The sequence below is a fragment of the Aegicerativicinus sediminis genome, assembly GCF_015476115.1.
GTDB lineage: Bacteria > Bacteroidota > Bacteroidia > Flavobacteriales > Flavobacteriaceae > Aegicerativicinus > Aegicerativicinus sediminis.
Map to the genome: position 1 here is coordinate 205,401 of NZ_CP064295.1, position 17,229 is coordinate 222,629.

Below are 17,229 nucleotides of genomic sequence, written 5' to 3' on the forward strand. Positions count from 1 at the left end.
CGATTAATGGGTAAAATCATTGCGATTGCCAATCAAAAAGGTGGTGTAGGTAAGACGACGACTTCGGTTAATTTGGCAGCTTCCCTTGGAGTTTTAGAAAAGAAAGTGTTATTGATCGATGCCGATCCTCAGGCCAATGCAACATCTGGTTTAGGCCTAGATACGGAAAGTATTGAAATTGGCACGTACCAACTTTTGGAGCATACAGCTTCTGCAGCAGACTGTATTCTAAAAACAGATTCTCCTAATGTTGATATCATTCCCTCTCATATTGATTTAGTAGCAATAGAAATTGAATTAGTCGATAAGGACAATAGGGAATATATGATGCGGGATTCTGTTGCTTCAATTAAGGACGACTACGATTATATTATTATCGATTGTGCTCCTTCGCTAGGATTACTTACACTGAATGCCTTAACGGCTTCAGATTCGGTGCTAATCCCAATTCAATGTGAATATTTTGCACTTGAAGGATTGGGTAAACTTTTGAATACCATCAAAAGCGTACAGAAAATCCATAACAAGGCATTGGATATAGAAGGTATGCTACTAACCATGTACGACTCTAGGCTAAGGTTATCTAACCAAGTTGTAGAGGAGGTGCAAAAGCACTTTAGTGATATGGTATTTAAAACAATTATTCAGAGAAATGTTCGTTTAGGTGAAGCGCCAAGTTTTGGGGAAAGCATCATTAATTATGACGTAAGTAGTAAAGGTGCCTCTAATTACTTAAGTTTGGCTAAGGAAATTATAGAATTAAACGAAAAATAATGGCAAAGGCAACAAAGAAACAAGCTTTGGGAAGAGGGTTATCGGCCTTGCTTAAAGATCCTAATACAGATATAAATTCTGTCAACGATACCAATGCGGACAAGGTTATTGGAAATATTGTTGAGTTGCCTATACAGAGTATTGAAATAAATCCTTTTCAACCAAGAACAAATTTTAATGAAGAAACCCTACGCGAATTGGCATCTTCTATTCGCGAATTAGGTGTAATTCAACCAATTACGGTTCGAAAGTTAGGCTTTAATAAATTTCAATTGGTTTCTGGTGAGCGAAGGTTTCGGGCTTCTAAGCTAATTGGACTCGACTCTATTCCGGCTTATGTCCGTATAGCTAATGACCAAGAATCTTTGGAAATGGCATTGGTTGAAAATATACAACGCCAAGATCTTGATCCCATTGAAATTGCGCTATCCTACCAGCGATTAATTGAAGAGATAAATCTAACCCAAGAACAGATGAGTGAGCGGGTTGGCAAGAAACGATCTACCATAACCAATTATTTAAGGCTATTAAAATTAGACCCTATCATTCAAACCGGAATGAGGGATGGATTTATTACCATGGGCCATGGTAGAGCATTAATATCTATTGAAGACACTGAAGACCAACTTAATATTTACGAGCAGATCCTTACCAAAAAACTTTCTGTAAGAGATACAGAAGCAATTGTAAAGAAATACCAGAATTCAACTTCTGGCTCAACTGCTAAAAATGAACCGACACCAGATTTCATTGAGACTGGTTCTAAAGATTTTTCATACTTTTTTGGCCATAAAGTGAAAGTAAAGGTTTCTAAAAATGGTAAGGGCAGTATTACTATACCCTTCCATTCAGAAGAAGATTTCAAAAGGCTAAGAAAATTGGTTAAAGGTGCCAAAGACTAGGTTTTTAAATATAGCCTTTCTACTTCTTATTCAATTTTGTTCCTTTGCGCAAGAAGAAAACGATTCAATAACAGTTGCGATTGAAGAGATACCTGTTAGGGTTGAGGATTCCGTTAAAAGGAAACCAATGGATCCATTATCACCGTCCAGGGCAGCTTTTTATTCCGCCGTTTTACCTGGACTAGGCCAAGCATACAACGGTCGATATTGGAAAATTCCAATTGTTTGGGGTGCAATAGGTACTGGTGTGGCCGTATTTAGTTACAACAATAAATTATTGAATAAATATAGGGATGCTTATAAAAGGCGATTGGCAGGATATACTGATGATGAATATTGGGGTGTTGATGATGACGGAAATCCATTGGTGACACCGCGTATTTCCGAAGAAGCCCTTAGAAGAGCGCAGAAATCTGTTAGACGCAATAAGGATATATCCCTTATGGTAACACTAGGGCTATATGCGTTGAATATTATAGATGCAAATGTTGATGCGCACTTATTGCAATACAATGTGGATGAAAATTTAGCTGTTCGACCACATATTAAATATAATGAGTTGGAAAAATCCTCTGACGTAGGGTTAAGTTTAAGTTTTAAATTTTAGAATGAAAATAGGTTTATTAGGATATGGAAAAATGGGTAAAACCATTGAAGGCATTGCGGTTAAAAGAGGCCACGAAATTACCCTAAAAGTGGATAAGGATGATGATCTACTTGATTTATCTAATGTAGATGTCGCAATCGATTTTAGTATGCCAACAACAGCTTTTAGCAACATTAAAACCTGTTTGGAAAATGGCACTCCGGTTATTTGCGGAACTACAGGGTGGTTAGATGATTATCCTAAGGCAGTAGAACTATGCAATGAAAATGGAGGAGCTTTTTTATACGCTTCAAATTTTAGTTTGGGTGTAAATATCGTTTTTAAAATGAATGAACTCCTTGCAAAAATGATGTCCGATTTAGATGAGTATGCTGCAGATATTGAGGAAATCCATCATACTCAAAAATTGGATGCCCCTAGCGGTACCGCAATATCATTAGCCAATGGAATTATAGAAAACTCAAACTACGATTCTTGGACATTAGATCAACCAAAGGGTAATCAATTGGGAATTATAGCCAAGCGTCTGCCAGACGTTCCAGGTACACATATTGTAAGTTATAACTCTGAGGTTGATACCATTAAAATTGAACATATTGCTCATAGTCGTGCGGGTTTCGCTTTAGGCGCAGTAATTGCCGCGGAATGGATATTAGATAAAAAAGGAGTGTTTAACATGCGTGATGTGTTAAACCTTGGTTAATATGTTCTAATTAAGGAACACAATTAAATATTTTTCGAAATTAAAGATTTAAAATAGGGACATGACGTTAACTCAATGGTTTATTTTTTTCTTGATAATCCAAATTCTTCACGGATTAGCTACTTGGAAATTATATGTTAAGGCAGGAAGAAAGGCTTGGGAAGCTTTTGTACCGGTTTATAATGCAATAATCCTAATGAAAATAATAAACCGACCATGGTGGTGGGTTATTTTATTATTCGTTCCAATTGTAAACTTGATTATGTTCCCTGTAGTATGGGTGGAAATTGCGCGAAGTTTTGGCAAAAACTCCTATAAAGATACCGTCCTAGCAGTGCTCACCTTAGGTTTCTATAGCTTTTACCTCAATTATGTAGCAGATATTTCTTATATAAAAGAAAGGGATATTAATCCTAAAAGTAGTTCTGGTGATTGGGTAAGTTCAATTCTATTCGCAATCGTTGCTGCAACTATCGTACATACCTATATCATACAACCGTTTACAATTCCTACTTCTTCCTTAGAAAAAACATTATTAGTAGGGGATTTTCTATTCGTCAGCAAAGTCAACTATGGTGCCCGAATACCAATGACAACCGTTGCGGCCCCTATGGTACATGATACCATTCCGGTTTTAAATACCAAGTCCTATCTATTTAGTGATGAAAAGAACAGTGATTCTTGGATGAATAAACTTCAGCTTCCTTACATACGAATCCCTGGATTTCAATCTATTAAAAGGAATGATATTGTAGTTTTCAATCAACCGGCTGATACATTATATAATATGTACAAGCCGGCCGATAGATATTATGCTAAGCCAATAGATAAGAAGACCAATTTGGTAAAACGGGCCGTTGGTCTACCTGGAGATAGCTTAGAAGTTAGAAATGGTTATGTATTTATAAATGGGAAACAGAATGTGTTACCAGAAAGGGCAAAACTTCAGTTTTCATATTACGTACAACCTAAATCATTCCAGTTTAGCCCACAGCAAATGAAAGATCAGTATGAAATTACTGACCCTTTCTATATTATTAATAATAACAATACCTATGCTTTTGCTGCTATAACCGATGAGGCAGTTGCACGTTTGAAAAACAACCCTAATGTACAAAGCATAACGCCTATTAAGGCTGTTGAAGGAGAACGGGATGGTGGTATTTTCCCAAAAAATGAAAATTATAATTGGAACAATGATTTCTTTGGACCTTTATATATTCCTAAAAAAGGAACTAGTATAAAATTAACTCCTGAAGTCTTGCCGCTTTACAAAAGGGTTATTACCGAATATGAAGGGCATACCGTTGAAAGCCGTGAGGGTGCTATTTATGTAGATGGTAAAGAAAGTAAGACCTATACCTTCGAAGACGACTACTATTGGATGATGGGAGACAATCGCCATAATTCCCTTGATTCTAGGGCTTGGGGATTTGTGCCTTTCGATCATGTAGTTGGTAAACCAGTCTTCATTTGGATGAGCTGGGATGGATTAAAAAATCCAAGATGGGATAGATTCTTTACCACTGTGGGTGGAAGTGGTCAACCTGTGAGTTATTTTACTCCATTTTTATTGTTGATAGCTATTTGGTTTGTCTATAGTAAAATTCGAAAAAGGAAGAAATCGGCCAAATAACTTCAAGTTATAACATGGCAGCTTCACTTATACATTTACCTTATTTTCCGAATATATCCCATTTAACAGCCGTACTGAGGGATGAGTATTTCCTGCTTGAACATTGGGATCATTATACAAAACAAACGTATAGAAATCGGACAAAAATTCTTGGGCCAAATGGCATATTAAATCTTACAATACCTGTAATACACAGTCAAAAAAACAGATCCTATTACCGTGATGTGAAGATCAAAAATTCTGAAAATTGGCAAGTGAGCCATTGGAGATCGATTGAAACCTCTTACAACGCTTCCCCATTTTTTGAATTTTATAAAGACGATTTAATTGAGCTTTATGAATTGAAATTTGATTTGTTATATGAATTCAATTTGAAATGCCTGGAAAAGCTCAATACACTATTAAATTTGAATTTAATTTGGAAAGAAACTGTTGAATTTCTTGACCAATATACGGAAGCAAAAGATTTCAGGTATTTGATAAAAGCAAAGAAGGAACCCATTTTTAATTTTGATCCTTATACTCAAGTATTTTCGGAAAAACATGGTTTCGCAACTAACCTTTCTATTTTAGATTTACTATTCAATGAAGGACCTAATACCCAAAATTATCTCAAACAACAAAACCTTTAAATAGTTTGGTTGATCAACTGGTTCATTATGGTATTCACTTTTTGCTGCCTTTAATAATCTCTATAAAGTTTTTTAAGAGTATTTGGGTTAAAGCGTACTTAATAATGCTCTTGGCATTTTCAATAGATCTAGACCATTTTCTCGCCACACCTTTTTTTGATCCTGAACGATGTAGTATAAATTTTCATCCATTACACACCTATTGGGCAATTGGCATATATATTTTTCTTGCACTTTTAAAACCGACGAGAATATTAGGAATCGGACTTGTCATACATATTCTTGCAGATACTTTGGATTGCCTCCTCTAGAAAATTAAAGTTATAACCTGATATTTGTTGAGATGGGATAGTGATCCGAGAATTCTTCTTGGTAAGATTTAAAGTTCTCTACTTCGAACTTCGGGTCGGTTAAAATGAAATCTATCCGCATTGGAAATAAATCAAATTTAAAGGTGCGTCCAAACCCTATACCAGCTTCCACGAAAGCATCATTTAAGCCTTCCCTTATATTTCTGTATACATAAGAATAAGCAGTGTTATTGAAGTCTCCACAGATTATTAACTTATGCTTACTTGACGATTTATGTTTCAGGAACAATTCCATTTGGCTCTGTTGCTGCCTAAAAGCCACCGCAACACGACGTAATAAATTTTCAGAGGTTTCCTCAGTTATAGGCTGGTTGGCCGTATCTATACGCAAGGACTGTAAATGAATATTATAAACTCTTACCGTATCTTTTCCCTTAACAATATCAGCATATATGGCATTATTGGCAGTATTTGGAAATTCTATTGAACCAGAATTTACAATAGGAAAACGTGAATATATAGCTTGACCAGTTCTAATTTTCCCTCTAGATAACTCTTCGTATTTGGAATAGCCTTTTAGGCTTAATGATGAATTTGGACGATATTCCTGCATACATAGAATATCAGGATTTTCCTTACTGATAAAAGTAGATATGTGCTCCTTAATATTTGCATCGGGTAGCCAATTGAAAACATTAAACAGTCGCACATTATAGGTCATGATTTTCAAACCATCCGTCGAATTAGTTTCATTATCACCTCCGAATTGGTATAGCGAAAGGGCATAATTATAACCTAATAACAACATCAATAGTGACAGCAAAAACTGCTTTTTCAGCCTAATAATCCAATATATAAGAAAAAAGAAGTTGAGGAGAATCAAAAAGGGTACGGTTAAACTAAGAATAGAAACAAACGAAAATTTAGCCGGAGGAACATGAGGCAACAAATAAGAAACGGCCAGTAATACTGCCGCTATAGAATTCAAGATAAAAACAAACTTATCGAAAAAATTCAGGCCTCTCATATGGTCATTCCTTTCCCGCCTTAAATAAGAATTCCTTTTCTTCCTTGGTTAAACTTTCATAACCACTTTTACTAATTTTATCGAGTATCAAATCTATCCTTTTCTGTTTTGTAAACTGATTGAATTCTTGCTTATCCTTACCAGCATATTTCCTTTTACCGCTTTTATGAACAGTTTTTAAATGTGCTTTTCTTTTGAATAGAGTTGCTATTGAATCCATCAAACGTTCAAAACCTTTACCGATATCATTTCCTCTTTGCAATTGGACAGCATACATATATCCTAATAAACTACCTCCAAGGTGAGCAATATATCCTCCTTGGTTAGCAGAAAATAAACCTAATAAGTCTATTAAAACAACCGCTATACCAATGTAATAAAGTTTTATGTTAAATGTAAAGAAACGCATTTCTGTCTGCGGCATGTAGGCACAAATAAAAATAAGCAATGCCCTTACACCCGCAGAAGCACCAATTAGCGAATTTACAGCCCGTAAACTACCTTCAGGCAGCACATTATAAATAAATAAAAAGGACAGTCCACCAAAAATAATCCCCAAGAAATAAATATTTAGAGTCATTTTGGTTTTAAACAAATTCATGGTAATCCTAGATAAGTAATAAAGAACCAACATATTAAACAACAAATGGAAAAATCCATAATGGAGAAATCCGTAGGAAATAATGGACCAGGGTTGCTTAATGTAGGCAAAAAAATCCTTTGGCAATTCAAACCAACGTAACCAACTTAAACCAAATGCCCTAAGAAAAAAAGCTAAAACGAAGACAGCCAAATTAACTAAAATGATTGTTTCTAACGGATTGAGATTGTTAAGTTTGGCCTTAAGGTCTTGTTGCAAAGAGGTCATAAATCCCAACGATTTTTATTGAATTGTGTTTTCTTCCAATACCACATTATTAAAAAGCCTGTCAAGGCCCCGCCTACGTGTGCGGCATAGGCTGTATTACTAGGACTAAAGAATGATTGTCCTGTTACAGCAGAGATTAAATCTAAAATTATAATTCCCGGAATAAAGTACTTAGCTTTTATAGGAATAGGCAAGAAAATCAACATCAATTGAGACTCGGGATACAACATACCAAAAGCAACAAGTACACCCATAATTGCACCTGAAGCCCCTACCATGGTACTTACCGTATTATAATTTAATTCAAATAATGCTCTAAATAACGTATCTGTAATAACACCAGGATTCACACTATATTTTTGCAATAATGGTTGAAGTTTTTGACCTAGTATCTCGCCCTTAAATGTAGTACCGTCCAATATATTTAAATTAACAGCTTCCTTAATAAATGCTTGTGGGAGGCCGGCATCATGAAGAGCCATTAAATTCGGATAAATCTTGAAATAATATACACCTATTGTTACAAGGGCCGCTCCTAACCCACAAGAAATGTAGAAAAATATAAATTTTTTAGCCCCAAATCTTTGTTCTACGGCAGTACCGAACATCCAAAGGGCAAACATATTAAAGAAAATATGCATGAAACCTCCATGCATAAACATATGGGTAAACAATTGCCAAGGTTGAAAATTATCGTTCATTGGCACATAAAGAGCGAACCATTTGTAGAACAAATCATTTCCAATGGCCAAGGTGCCAATAAACATTAGCACATTAATAATCAATAAGTGTTTAACGGTTTCTGTAATTCCTCTTATCATATTGCTAATTTCACAGCTTAAATTGTTTTTCAATATCTCCCAAGGCCATTGTTATAAATATAGGCTTATTAAAGGGTGATAATGAAGGTTCTTTACATGCGAACAATCGGTTAACCAAATCTTCTTGCTCTAATGCAGACAAAGACTGACCTGTTTTTATTGCTAAACTTTTGGATAGGGACTTGGAAACCATGTCGTGGGTCCCAAAATTTGTATCTGGTATTTCCTGGGTTACATCGGAAATTAAATCTTCTATAATTGTTAAAACCTCACTCTCCGGAACTCCTATCGGCACACCAGTTACTTCAATCTTAGAATCTGAAACAGAGCTATACAATAATCCCGCATGAGCAAGATCCTCCTTTATAGTATCGAGAACCGAAAATTCTTTTCTAGTAAATTCTAAGGTTATAGGAAAAAGCAATTGTTGACTCACCGATGCCTTTGTCGTTAACTGTTTTAAATATTCTTCGTAAAGTATGCGTTGATGGGCTCGATTTTGGTCGATAATCAACATGCCTGATTTTAAGGCAGTAATAACGTATTTGGTAAAAATCTGGTAGGTTTTAATTTGAACCTCTGTGTGGTCTTCCCCAAAAATTTTAGAATGCTTAAAATCCTGTTCTATTCCAATTACAGCACTCTCAGCATCACCTTTAGGTTCCAACTCTAAATCCACGTAAAGACTCTCCCATGATTCTTTTTGTTTGCTTCTGAAATTCGTAATGCCACTAGACCGATATTTTGTTTCTTCTTGAAAGGGATTAAAGTTCCTATCTACCTCAACAGTTGGCCATGTAACGGGTTTATCTTTATAATTATAAGGTGTGTCTAACTGGCTGTCTCTATCAAAATCTAATACAGGTGCAACATTGTATTGGCCCAAAGAATGCTTAACTGCTGCCCTAATCAATGCGTATAGCGAATGTTCATCATCAAATTTTATTTCAGTTTTGGTCGGATGAATATTAATGTCGATTGATTTTGGATCCACTTTAAATTTCAGAAAATATCCAGGCTGATATCCATCTTTTATAAGTCCTTCAAATGCTGACTTTACTGCATGATGTAAATATGGACTTTTAATGAATCTGTCATTCACAAAAAAATACTGATCATTCTTTCCCTTTTTGGAAAATTCCGGCTTCAAAACAAAACCATCAATATCTACTAGTTCCGTCGCTTCATTGACCGGTACCAATTTTTCATTCATCTTAAACCCAAATAGGTTGACTATTCTTTGCCTAAAATTAGAGCTAGGTGTACTAAACATTTCAGTACCATTATGCCACATGGAAAATGCCACATTTGGATGCGCAAGAGCTACCCTATGAAATTCATCAATGACATGCCGTAATTCTACCGTATCCGATTTAAGGAAATTTCGTCTAGCTGGTATATTGAAGAAAAGATGTTTTACAGAGATTGCAGTACCTTTTGGTACAACTGATGCTTCTTGGGATTTCACCTCACTACCTTCCATAATAACGGTGGTTCCCAATTCTTTTCCGTCAGTTTTTGTTTGAAGTTCGACATGTGCAATTGCTCCAATACTTGCCAGTGCTTCTCCTCGAAAACCCTTGGTATGTATACCGAATAAATCCTCTGCAGAACGAATTTTTGAAGTTGCATGACGCTCAAAACACAAGCGAGCATCTGTAACGCTCATACCCATACCATCATCTATAACTTGAACGAGAGTTTTTCCTGCATCCTTTATAACCAATTTAATATAGGTCGCGCCTGCATCTATAGAATTTTCCAACAATTCCTTAACTACAGAAGCTGGACGTTGTACAACTTCTCCAGCAGCAATTTGGTTGGCCACGTGATCTGGAAGTAACTCAATAATATCTGCCATCAGCGATCTGCGAAGAATATTGAAAGATCAAATTCAATGAAAATCAAGAATAAAAGTATAAGTACGGCAATTATTATTAAAACCCTACGATTTGCACCAGTCTCATCTGGAACACTATTATAGTCATCTAGTGCGTTATTGATTTTCGTTTTTAATCCAGAATTAGAACCTGCAGTAACCCTAAAATCGTCAAACTTATGTTTTATCTCAAATGGATTACCCTCGCCCTTATAATGACGTGGGACATAATTGAACTTCTTGTTAGTACGCTTACCAAAAATACCCATAATACTTACATTTCATAATTACATAATACCATCCAAAGCACAATTACCATACCCAAAATAATCATGAATACAATTAAAGGGGATTGGCTTTTTGCCTTTCGTTTATGGGATGCCCGAACCGATTGCCATTCTTCCTTAATAGAATGGTCCTCCTTAGAATCATCTTTAAGGCTTCTAGGTACGTAATTAAATCGTTTATGTTTTTTCTGCCTAAAAAGCATGTTACGGAGGTACAATCGATAACGTTCAAATGTACTTAAAAATCCTAGGAATTACCGAAGACTCCTGCTAAAAAATGTTAACAGATGATGGGTTAAGAACTATGAATTCTTTATTGCTGCCATCTTAATTGCCGCAATTGCAGCTTCCGTGCCTTTGTTTCCGTGAATACCACCAGACCTATCTATTGCCTGCTGTAAATTGTCATCCGTTAATACACAGAAAATCACAGGAACATCGTTAAGAATATTAAGGTCTTTTATACCTTGAGAGACCGCCTCACACACAAAGGTGAAATGTTCCGTTTCTCCCCTTATTACACTGCCAATAGCAATAACGGCATCTACATTTCTTTGCTGTAATTTTTTACTACCATATACCAGCTCAAAGCTTCCGGGTACCTTAATAATTTCAATATTGCTATCTAATGCTCCACAATCTATTAAGGCTGATGTTGCACCATCTAATAATGCACAAGTAATAGAGTCGTTCCATTCTGAAACAACAATCCCAAACCGAAAATTTTTCGCGTTTGGGATTGCATTTTTATCGTAATGTGATAAGTTGGTAGATGCGGTAGCCATATTACTCTACGCTTGCTTCTGCCCTTCCTATATATACCTCAACGTTAGTAGCCTCATTAGAGTCTGGGTATTCCTCCTCAATGCGCTTGTAGTAATCTAATGCTTTTTTTGAATCGCCAAGTTTATAAGCAACATTTGCAGCTTTAAACAAATATAAAGGTGCTGTAAAATCATTTTTTGAAGCCTTAAAAGCTTCTTCATAATATCCCAATGCGTCTTCTGGCTGGTTTAACTGAATAAAGGCATCTCCAATTCCACCTTTGGCAATTGGCTTTAACATCATATCATCTGAAGAAAATGCACTTAAATATTCTATTGCCTTTTGGTAATCTCTCAATTTCAAATAAGCCATTCCTGCATAATAATTAGCCAAATTTCCGGCAGGTGTAGAACCATATTCATCGGCTATATCAACAAAACCGAATTTACCTTCGGCTCCATTCAATGCCAAAGTATATAAAGAATCTTTATTGGAAGAAGTTTCTGCTTCCTCAAAATATTGCTTGGCAGTAAACATTTCATTCATTCCTTCGGTTGTTTTCGGACCAATAATGAATTCAGTGTATCCCAAATAGCCTAATACTATTACCGCTATGGCACCGACAACGCCGTAGATGATGTTTTGGTTTTTAACTACCCACTCTTCAGTTTTAGAAGCAGACTCGTCTAAAGTATTAAATACTTCTGCAGTTGTTGAGTTCTCCTCAATAGATTCAATCTTTTCCGCTTTAGTAGTCGGCTTCCCTCCTCTTTTCTTATATGTTGCCATTTATTCTCTATTTACGCGCCGCAAAAATATAATTTTTATTGGTATTTAAAAGTCAAAATATTTGTTATTTTTCAATAATTTGCGAGACTTTAGAAAGTCTTATCCTCCTAAATTTCAGCAGGTAATTTCCTTTATGATTTTAAAAACCCTTACGTTAATTAATTACAAAAACTTCAGTGACAACACCTTTGAATTCGATTCAAAAATCAACTGCTTCGTGGGCGCTAATGGTATTGGCAAAACAAATGCACTAGATGCAATTTACCATTTGGCATTTGGGAAAAGCTATTTTAACCCTATAGCCTTACAAAATATTCAGCATGGTGAGGATTTTTTTGTAGTTGATGGCATCTTTGAACGTTTGGGTAAAACCGAAAAAATCATAGTTTCCTTAAAACGTGGTCAGAAAAAAATGATTAAAAAAAATGGAAAACCCTATGAAAAATTTAGCGAGCATATAGGGTTTATTCCTGTTGTAATAATTTCTCCAGCAGACAGAGATCTAATAATTGAGGGGAGTGAAACAAGACGAAAATTCATGGACGGGGTCATTTCCCAAAGTAACTCTGTATACTTAGCCAAGCTTATAAAATATACTAAAACGGTTGGTCAACGAAATGCCTTACTCAAATACTTCGCGCTGAATAACACTTTCAATCAACAAACTTTGGAAGTCTATGATGAGCAGTTACACACTTTAGGTCATGACATTTTTGAAGAACGCAAAAAATTCTTGGAAACATTCATTCCAATTTTTAAAGAGCGATATAAAGTAATTAGTGACGGCAAGGAAAATATTAATCTTACTTATTCTAGTGATCTAGCGGTGGGCAAACTTCTCGAAATATTGAAAGAGAATCAAAATAGAGATAAACAACTTCAATATACCAGTAAAGGCATTCATAAAGATGATTTAGATTTTCAAATTGATGATCATCCAATCAAAAAATTTGGCAGCCAAGGGCAACAAAAATCTTTTTTAATTGCCTTGAAATTGGCTCAATTCGATTTTATTAAACAACAAAGCGGTGTAACTCCAATTTTATTATTAGACGATATTTTTGATAAATTGGATGAACAACGGGTAAGCCATTTAGTGGAATTGGTAAATGAGGAACATTTTGGCCAAATCTTCATTTCAGATACCCATCCTGAACGAACAGAAACCATCGTTAAACAGATTCATCAGACCTACAAAATGATTCAATTATGAAAGGCCTCCTATTAATACCAATTGTATTTTTAATATCGTGTTCTACAAAACCAAGCATTGAAAACTTAACTCATTTAAATGGTTATTGGGAAATTCAGGAAGTACAAAAACCTAACACCAGTTCATTTAAATATTCCTATAATTCCACAATCGATTATTTCGAAATAAACGATGAACTAAAAGGTTTTAGAAAAAAATTAATGCCTCAACTTGATGGGACTTTTCAGGAAAATGGCACGGCTGAAACCATAGCAATAATAACAGACCCTGAAACCTTAAAAATCATATATACAACCCCTTATTCCACTTGGGAGGAATCGATAATAAAGCTCAATGAAAGAGAGTTAGAATTAGTGAATACTGATAAAGTTCGTTACATTTATAAACGCTATTCACCTTTAAATTTTAGCGAATGACACGACAAAGTGAAGAATCGCCATTAAGTGAAATCCTTAAAAGTTTTATCAAGGAGAATCATCTAGATTCCGGACTCAATAAAGTAGAAGTTCAAGATGCTTGGAAAGAGCTAATGGGACCGGGGGTGAACAAATACACTTCAAAAATTCGATTTGAAGAACCAACCCTTTTTGTTTATTTAACCAGCAGTGTCCTAAGGGAAGAACTTAGTTATGGAAAAGAAAAGATAATTGCCATGCTAAATGAACATATAGGCATTCCTAACCTTATTACTAAGATTGTACTTCGTTGACCGATGAAACTATTCAAAATACTACTTTCGTTTGCCCTTGCAGTTGCAGTTTTTTGGTTATTAAATAACAAAATAGGTACTGCACCCCCACTAGGAAAATTTTTCAATCCAAACACAGGATTCTACCAGAATGAGGCTAACATGGATTTTTATACATTACCTCAAGAACAACTTCAAGATTCTGTAAATGTCTATTATGATGAGCATCTGATCCCACACATTTTTGCTAAAACAAATCATGATTTATATTTTGCCCAGGGATATGTAACTGCACAAAATAGGTTGTGGCAAATGGAATTCCAGACACATTCAGCAGCCGGGAGAATTTCTGAAATCATTGGTGAGGCTGCATTGGAATATGATAGAGGCCAGAGACGAAAAGGTTTGGAATTTGGGGCTGAAAAGGCATTGGAAATTATAACAAAGGACACTGAAACCACGGCATATTTAGAAGCTTATAAAGATGGGGTAAATGCATATATAAATGGATTGTCTTCAGCCAATTACCCGATTGAATATAAATTGCTTGATTACCAGCCAGAACCTTGGACTATTAAAAAAACAGCACTATTCTTAATGAACATGACAGATATGTTAGCTGGCAAGGACAAGGATATGGAATATACCAACGTGATAAATTTGTTGGGTAAAGAACGATTCGATTTTCTTTATCCAGACTTTTTTGAGGGAATGGATCCGGTTATTCCACAAGGAACCGAATGGAATTTTGAAAATGTGGAAACACCAGAAGTTCCAGAAGACTACTTTTATCAGGATACTATTAAGGCTGTTATGGAAAAACCACATCCTGATAATGGCAGTAACAATTGGGCAGTGAGTCCAAATAAATCAAAAACGGGAAATGCCATTTTAGCAAATGATCCCCACTTAAGCTTAAAATTACCATCCATTTGGTATATCATGCAATTACATGGGCCTAATTCTAATGCTATGGGGGCTACGCTTCCGGGTGCGTTGGGGATAATCTCAGGATTCAATACGCATATTGCTTGGGGGGAAACCAATGCTACTAGGGATGTTAGAGATTGGTACAGCATTGAATTTAAAGATCCTAAAAAAGATTTTTACAAATATGAAGGGGAATGGCTACCAACAACCAAACGGATAGAAACTATAAAAGTTAAGAACGGAAAAATATTTAATGACACAGTTGTTTATACACATCACGGGCCAGTCGCTTATGATGATACTTTTAAGGCCGATAATCCATTAAAAGGTTATGCCTTAAAATGGACAGCCCACCTAGGTGGAAACATGCAAAAAACATTTATTGGATTAAATGAAAGTAAAAATTATGCTGACTATGTTAAGGCCATTTCAGGTTTTGTAGCACCTGCTCAAAATTTTGTATTTGCATCAACAGAAGGAGATATAGCAATTTGGGTTCAAGGAAAATTTCCAAATAAATGGAAGGGACAAGGAAAATTTTTAATGGACGGCAGCAAGAAATCTAACGAATGGCAAGGATTCATACCACAAGAATACAATGCTCATATTAAAAATCCAGAACGTGGTTTTGTCAGTTCCGCCAATCAAACACCTGTGGATTCCTCTTATCCCTATTTTGTTTTTAATGATGGATATGATACTTACAGGAGCAGAGTAATTAATAACTTTTTCAATTCTAAGGACAAGTTTGATATTGATGACTTCAAAAATCTACAATCCAACAACTTCAATTTAAAAGCCAAAGAACTTATCCCAACAATGGTTAAAGCCTTAGATTCTATGGAATTAAGCGAAACAGAAAATTCCTATTTAGAGGTTGTAAAGAATTGGGATTATTATAACAATATTGATTCTCCCGGCGCCACAATTAGCACAATTTGGGAACAAAATGTCTCTAAGCTGATGTTAGATGAGTATTTAAATTCAGAAGAGCCTATGTCGACACCTTTTGCCTTTAAAATAGTTGAGTTATTAAAATACTACTCTAACGATCCTTTGATGGACATTCAAGAAACTGAGAAAATTGAAACGGCTCCAGATTTGTTTAAACTAGCTTTTGAAAAGACCATACAAGAAGTTGAGACTTTCAAATCGGAGCATGGAACTTATAATTGGGGTGAATATAAAGGTACTTACATAGGTCACCTATTGAGGGATTTACCAGCATTTTCTAGGTTTAATGTTCCAATAGGCGGTGATAAAAGTATTGTGAATGCGACCTCAAAAAACCATGGAGCTTCTTGGCGCATGATAGTTGAAATGAGCACCCCACCTAAGGCTTTAGGAATCTATCCCGGAGGACAGAGCGGAAATCCAGGAAGCTCACATTATGATGATATGATAGACAGTTGGGCAAAAGGTGATTATTTAGATCTAGATTTTATTCAATCGGAAGAGGATGTTAATCCATCTTATAACATATTAACCTTAAAACCTCAAAATGAGTAGAGCGCTTCTAAATTTTGTCTCGACTTTGGTAGTCGGTTTTATATTGTCCCAATTCTTACCTTGGTGGCATGTTATGCTCGCTGCTTTTATTATAGGCTTTGTAATTGATTTAAAAGGTGTGAAGGTGTTCCTTATTCCGTTTTTAGCAATGGGGTTGTTATGGTTAGTTTATGGTCTTATGCTTTCCGCTCAGAATGATTTCATTTTGACCAAGAAAATTGGAGTGCTTTTTACTATTGGGGAAAGTGCTGGAGGTATTTTAGCTATTACATTTTTAATAGGCGGCCTTGCGGCTGGTGTTGCAGGCATTTTGGGTAAGCAACTTAAAACAATGATTAAATAAAAAACCCAGCTTAAAGCTGGGTTCAAAATTTATTCAGAAGAAATATTAAAACATTTCTCTTCCTGCAAAATGGAAATTGCCTTCTATTTCAGCATTTTCATCACTATCACTACCGTGAATTGCGTTTTCACCAATAGATTTTGCATATAATTGACGGATAGTTCCTTCAGCCGCGTCTGCCGGATTTGTCGCACCAATTAAGGTTCTAAAATCTTCAACTGCATTATCTTTTTCCAAAATTGCAGCCACAATTGGCCCACGAGTCATAAATTCAACAAGCTCACCAAAAAATGGTCTCTCTTTATGAATAGCATAAAATTCACTTGCATCTCTTTTGCTCATTTGCGTGAATTTCATGGCTACGATTCTAAATCCTGCTGCGTTTATTTTTTCAAGAATTGCACCGATGTGGCCTTTTTCAACCGCATCTGGTTTAATCATTGTAAATGTTCTGTTTGTTGCCATTTAAAGTTGTTTTTTTTGCTCGTGCAAAAGTACTGCTAATCTTTATAATTACAAGTATGCCACTCATTAAAAAATTGTAA

21 protein-coding genes are annotated in these 17,229 nt (G+C 35.5%); 12 read left to right on the top strand and 9 right to left on the bottom strand.

From position 1 onward, the window contains the following. Positions 1-6 precede the first annotated feature (6 nt). From ISU00_RS00915 to ISU00_RS00945, 7 genes are all read left to right on the top strand, one after another. Entirely contained in the window at positions 7-774 is a 768-nt protein-coding gene (locus ISU00_RS00915) for a ParA family protein (RefSeq protein WP_228852164.1), read from the top strand. Then, positions 774-1,676 carry a ParB/RepB/Spo0J family partition protein gene (locus ISU00_RS00920; protein ID WP_228852165.1) on the top strand — a complete coding sequence of 301 codons (903 nt, stop codon included), beginning with the start codon at positions 774-776 and terminating at the stop codon, positions 1,674-1,676. The genes ISU00_RS00915 and ISU00_RS00920 overlap by 1 nt, the downstream gene beginning before the upstream one ends. After that, positions 1,663-2,283, top strand: coding sequence for a DUF5683 domain-containing protein (locus ISU00_RS00925; protein ID WP_228852166.1), 621 nt, complete (start codon positions 1,663-1,665; stop codon positions 2,281-2,283). The genes ISU00_RS00920 and ISU00_RS00925 overlap by 14 nt, the downstream gene beginning before the upstream one ends. A 1-nt stretch (position 2,284) precedes the next feature. Next, complete coding sequence (gene dapB / locus ISU00_RS00930; protein WP_228852167.1) at positions 2,285-2,986, top strand: 4-hydroxy-tetrahydrodipicolinate reductase; 702 nt, start codon at positions 2,285-2,287, stop codon at positions 2,984-2,986. A gap of 61 nt (positions 2,987-3,047) precedes the next feature. Continuing rightward, positions 3,048-4,622, top strand: coding sequence for a signal peptidase I (gene lepB, locus ISU00_RS00935; protein WP_228852168.1), 1,575 nt, complete (start codon positions 3,048-3,050; stop codon positions 4,620-4,622). 14 nt (positions 4,623-4,636) lie between these two features. Next, complete coding sequence (locus ISU00_RS00940) at positions 4,637-5,254, top strand: WbqC family protein (RefSeq protein WP_228852169.1); 618 nt, start codon at positions 4,637-4,639, stop codon at positions 5,252-5,254. A gap of 5 nt (positions 5,255-5,259) precedes the next feature. After that, complete coding sequence (locus ISU00_RS00945) at positions 5,260-5,565, top strand: DUF6122 family protein (RefSeq protein WP_228852170.1); 306 nt, start codon at positions 5,260-5,262, stop codon at positions 5,563-5,565. Positions 5,566-5,575: 10 nt separating this feature from the next. Here the strand turns inward: ISU00_RS00945 and ISU00_RS00950 are convergent, their stop codons facing one another. From ISU00_RS00950 to ISU00_RS00985, 8 genes are all read right to left on the bottom strand, one after another. After that, on the bottom strand, positions 5,576-6,592 hold the full coding sequence (locus tag ISU00_RS00950; RefSeq protein WP_228852171.1) for an endonuclease/exonuclease/phosphatase family protein: 1,017 nt from the start codon (positions 6,590-6,592) through the stop codon (positions 5,576-5,578). A gap of 4 nt (positions 6,593-6,596) precedes the next feature. Next, positions 6,597-7,460 (bottom strand): rhomboid family protein, encoded by an 864-nt coding sequence (locus ISU00_RS00955; protein ID WP_228852172.1) that lies wholly within the window; start codon positions 7,458-7,460, stop codon positions 6,597-6,599. Further along, positions 7,457-8,281, bottom strand: coding sequence for a rhomboid family intramembrane serine protease (locus tag ISU00_RS00960; RefSeq protein WP_394368526.1), 825 nt, complete (start codon positions 8,279-8,281; stop codon positions 7,457-7,459). The genes ISU00_RS00955 and ISU00_RS00960 overlap by 4 nt, the downstream gene beginning before the upstream one ends. Before the next feature lie 10 nt (positions 8,282-8,291). Further along, complete coding sequence (gene mutL, locus ISU00_RS00965; protein WP_228852173.1) at positions 8,292-10,142, bottom strand: DNA mismatch repair endonuclease MutL; 1,851 nt, start codon at positions 10,140-10,142, stop codon at positions 8,292-8,294. Next, positions 10,142-10,429 (bottom strand): riboflavin synthase subunit beta, encoded by a 288-nt coding sequence (locus tag ISU00_RS00970; RefSeq protein WP_228852174.1) that lies wholly within the window; start codon positions 10,427-10,429, stop codon positions 10,142-10,144. The genes mutL and ISU00_RS00970 overlap by 1 nt, the downstream gene beginning before the upstream one ends. A gap of 5 nt (positions 10,430-10,434) precedes the next feature. After that, the gene (locus ISU00_RS00975) at positions 10,435-10,650 is read right to left on the bottom strand and encodes a hypothetical protein (protein WP_228852175.1); all 216 of its coding nucleotides are present in this window, start codon (positions 10,648-10,650) and stop codon (positions 10,435-10,437) included. 99 nt (positions 10,651-10,749) lie between these two features. Further along, complete coding sequence (gene ribH / locus ISU00_RS00980; RefSeq protein WP_228852176.1) at positions 10,750-11,232, bottom strand: 6,7-dimethyl-8-ribityllumazine synthase; 483 nt, start codon at positions 11,230-11,232, stop codon at positions 10,750-10,752. Position 11,233: 1 nt separating this feature from the next. After that, entirely contained in the window at positions 11,234-12,001 is a 768-nt protein-coding gene (locus ISU00_RS00985; RefSeq protein ID WP_228852177.1) for a tetratricopeptide repeat protein, read from the bottom strand. Positions 12,002-12,134: 133 nt separating this feature from the next. Between ISU00_RS00985 and recF the strand changes: the two genes are divergently transcribed. The 5 genes from recF to ISU00_RS01010 are packed head-to-tail and all read left to right on the top strand — an operon-like array spanning position 12,135 to position 16,684. Continuing rightward, positions 12,135-13,214, top strand: coding sequence for a DNA replication/repair protein RecF (gene recF / locus ISU00_RS00990; RefSeq protein WP_228852178.1), 1,080 nt, complete (start codon positions 12,135-12,137; stop codon positions 13,212-13,214). Next, positions 13,211-13,630, top strand: coding sequence for a hypothetical protein (locus ISU00_RS00995; protein WP_228852179.1), 420 nt, complete (start codon positions 13,211-13,213; stop codon positions 13,628-13,630). Before recF ends, ISU00_RS00995 begins: the two co-directional genes overlap by 4 nt. Next, positions 13,627-13,923 carry a DUF721 domain-containing protein gene (locus tag ISU00_RS01000; protein WP_228852180.1) on the top strand — a complete coding sequence of 99 codons (297 nt, stop codon included), beginning with the start codon at positions 13,627-13,629 and terminating at the stop codon, positions 13,921-13,923. Before ISU00_RS00995 ends, ISU00_RS01000 begins: the two co-directional genes overlap by 4 nt. Positions 13,924-13,926: 3 nt before the next feature. Then, on the top strand, positions 13,927-16,341 hold the full coding sequence (locus ISU00_RS01005; RefSeq protein WP_228852181.1) for a penicillin acylase family protein: 2,415 nt from the start codon (positions 13,927-13,929) through the stop codon (positions 16,339-16,341). After that, positions 16,334-16,684, top strand: coding sequence for a hypothetical protein (locus ISU00_RS01010; RefSeq protein ID WP_228852182.1), 351 nt, complete (start codon positions 16,334-16,336; stop codon positions 16,682-16,684). Before ISU00_RS01005 ends, ISU00_RS01010 begins: the two co-directional genes overlap by 8 nt. Positions 16,685-16,729: 45 nt before the next feature. On the opposite strand, the gene ISU00_RS01015 is transcribed toward ISU00_RS01010, so the two are convergent. Then, a complete protein-coding gene (locus ISU00_RS01015) occupies positions 16,730-17,149 on the bottom strand; it encodes a nucleoside-diphosphate kinase (protein ID WP_228852183.1) in 420 nt (139 codons plus the stop codon). Positions 17,150-17,229: the final 80 nt, after the last annotated feature.

Bases quoted from the DNA above. Each gene is read 5' to 3' on its own strand.
- ISU00_RS00915 (WP_228852164.1), top strand. From the start codon at position 7: ATGGGTAAAATCATTGCGATTGCCAATCAAAAAGGTGGTGTAGGTAAG.
- ISU00_RS00920 (WP_228852165.1), top strand. From the start codon at position 774: ATGGCAAAGGCAACAAAGAAACAAGCTTTGGGAAGAGGGTTATCGGCC.
- dapB (WP_228852167.1), top strand. From the start codon at position 2,285: ATGAAAATAGGTTTATTAGGATATGGAAAAATGGGTAAAACCATTGAA.
- lepB (WP_228852168.1), top strand. From the start codon at position 3,048: ATGACGTTAACTCAATGGTTTATTTTTTTCTTGATAATCCAAATTCTT.
- ISU00_RS00940 (WP_228852169.1), top strand. From the start codon at position 4,637: ATGGCAGCTTCACTTATACATTTACCTTATTTTCCGAATATATCCCAT.
- ISU00_RS00950 (WP_228852171.1), bottom strand. From the start codon at position 6,592: ATGAGAGGCCTGAATTTTTTCGATAAGTTTGTTTTTATCTTGAATTCT.
- ISU00_RS00955 (WP_228852172.1), bottom strand. From the start codon at position 7,460: ATGACCTCTTTGCAACAAGACCTTAAGGCCAAACTTAACAATCTCAAT.
- ISU00_RS00960 (WP_394368526.1), bottom strand. From the start codon at position 8,281: ATGATAAGAGGAATTACAGAAACCGTTAAACACTTATTGATTATTAAT.
- mutL (WP_228852173.1), bottom strand. From the start codon at position 10,142: ATGGCAGATATTATTGAGTTACTTCCAGATCACGTGGCCAACCAAATT.
- ISU00_RS00970 (WP_228852174.1), bottom strand. From the start codon at position 10,429: ATGGGTATTTTTGGTAAGCGTACTAACAAGAAGTTCAATTATGTCCCA.
- ISU00_RS00975 (WP_228852175.1), bottom strand. From the start codon at position 10,650: ATGCTTTTTAGGCAGAAAAAACATAAACGATTTAATTACGTACCTAGA.
- ribH (WP_228852176.1), bottom strand. From the start codon at position 11,232: ATGGCTACCGCATCTACCAACTTATCACATTACGATAAAAATGCAATC.
- ISU00_RS00985 (WP_228852177.1), bottom strand. From the start codon at position 12,001: ATGGCAACATATAAGAAAAGAGGAGGGAAGCCGACTACTAAAGCGGAA.
- recF (WP_228852178.1), top strand. From the start codon at position 12,135: ATGATTTTAAAAACCCTTACGTTAATTAATTACAAAAACTTCAGTGAC.
- ISU00_RS00995 (WP_228852179.1), top strand. From the start codon at position 13,211: ATGAAAGGCCTCCTATTAATACCAATTGTATTTTTAATATCGTGTTCT.
- ISU00_RS01000 (WP_228852180.1), top strand. From the start codon at position 13,627: ATGACACGACAAAGTGAAGAATCGCCATTAAGTGAAATCCTTAAAAGT.
- ISU00_RS01005 (WP_228852181.1), top strand. From the start codon at position 13,927: ATGAAACTATTCAAAATACTACTTTCGTTTGCCCTTGCAGTTGCAGTT.
- ISU00_RS01010 (WP_228852182.1), top strand. From the start codon at position 16,334: ATGAGTAGAGCGCTTCTAAATTTTGTCTCGACTTTGGTAGTCGGTTTT.
- ISU00_RS01015 (WP_228852183.1), bottom strand. From the start codon at position 17,149: ATGGCAACAAACAGAACATTTACAATGATTAAACCAGATGCGGTTGAA.